This window comes from Hwanghaeella sp. LZ110 (assembly GCF_048892525.1).
Taxonomy (GTDB): Bacteria; Pseudomonadota; Alphaproteobacteria; order UBA8366; family Aestuariispiraceae; genus Pacificispira.
This window is the reverse complement of record NZ_JBLZHT010000024.1, coordinates 1-1,173: the sequence shown is the minus strand read 5'-3', so window position 1 is coordinate 1,173 and position 1,173 is coordinate 1. Positions and strand designations below refer to the sequence as shown.

At 62.7% G+C, this 1,173-nt stretch carries 1 protein-coding gene; it reads right to left on the bottom strand.

Annotated features, from left to right (window positions below; all coding sequences use genetic code 11):
• Positions 1–7: 7 nt before the first annotated feature.
• Complete coding sequence (locus ACOSDM_RS20030; protein ID WP_420726306.1) at positions 8–1,093, bottom strand: ISAs1 family transposase; 1,086 nt, start codon at positions 1,091–1,093, stop codon at positions 8–10.
• Positions 1,094–1,173 lie beyond the last annotated feature (80 nt).

The following is a 1,173-nucleotide window of genomic DNA, read 5'->3' as shown; positions in this document are numbered from 1 at the left end:
GGCAGGGCTATCGCATATGAGCGAAGAGCTTTGTGAGGAAGGCATCATCCCATCCGGCGCGTTTGATTTTGCCCTTGATGGAGCCTTTGTCGTCATTGGCTTTGATGATGTTGAGGGCGAGCTTGCGCAGGAGGGAGAGGTTTTGGGGGCCGTGGCCGACGCGGTTTCTGGCGGCGTCCTCGCCCATGGCGACATCAAGCATCCAGTGGAGATTGTTTTCGATGCCCCAATGTGCGCGCACTACTGCGGCCAACCGCTCGGCGTCCAGGCAGGTGGAGAGGATGTAATAGCGGGTGTGAACCGTCTCGTTGCCATTGGCGGATTGGCGCACCGCCTCGACGCTGGCGACGGCGCGGACATCGGCGAAGCCATGGCTCTGTTCCAGTTCGGCAGCCGGAACGATCCGGGCGCGGCGGACCTCCGAGCGGTCATGACCTTCTTCCACGTCCGTGACGATGCTGTCGGCAGGCCCGGCCATGAGGCGCCGTTTGACCTCGGCGTACAGGTGCGGCTGATTGCGCTTGACCGCCAGGGCGTAATCGCCGCCGCGTTTACGGATGGCCGCGGCGACATCCTTGCGGCAGTGCAGGGCGTCGGCAGTGACGATGCAATCCTCAAGGTCGAGCAGTGCCAGCGCCTCGAGCATGCCGGCCACCTCATTGCGGCCTGGAGCAAGACGCTGGGCGACGACCATGCGCGCCTCAGCCGCCCAGACATTGACCAGATGCAGCGGCGCGTGCCGAGCCCCTCGCACATAGGCTCCCTTGAGCGCCTTACCGTCGATCGCCACCACGCCTTCGATCTTGTCCGCAAAGCGCCGCACAAAGCCCATGAAGGCTGCCTCAAAAGCCTGCGGGTCGAGCAGGCGAAACACCCGGCTGAACGTGTCGTGGCTCGCCGGTCCGTGCGGCATCTCTACAATCTCACGCAGAAAACGCTCCTTGGACCGCGCGAACAACGCCATCTCGACGCAGGTCTGTGCGCCGCACAAGGTCGCTGCCAAGGCGATGAAAACGATCTCCAGAAGATCATGACGCACATTCCCCGCGCGCGGGTCCGGCAAATCCCCGAACGTGTCTTCAAACTGCTCCATGAGGTCCTCCGCAAATGGAAAACCTCCTTAGAATCCTGTTCGCCGCCTATGGCAAATCTGCCATATGCGATTCCCCTGCC

Coding starts and splice junctions, on each gene's coding strand:
- ACOSDM_RS20030 (WP_420726306.1), bottom strand. CDS start 1,093: ATGGAGCAGTTTGAAGACACGTTCGGGGATTTGCCGGACCCGCGCGCG.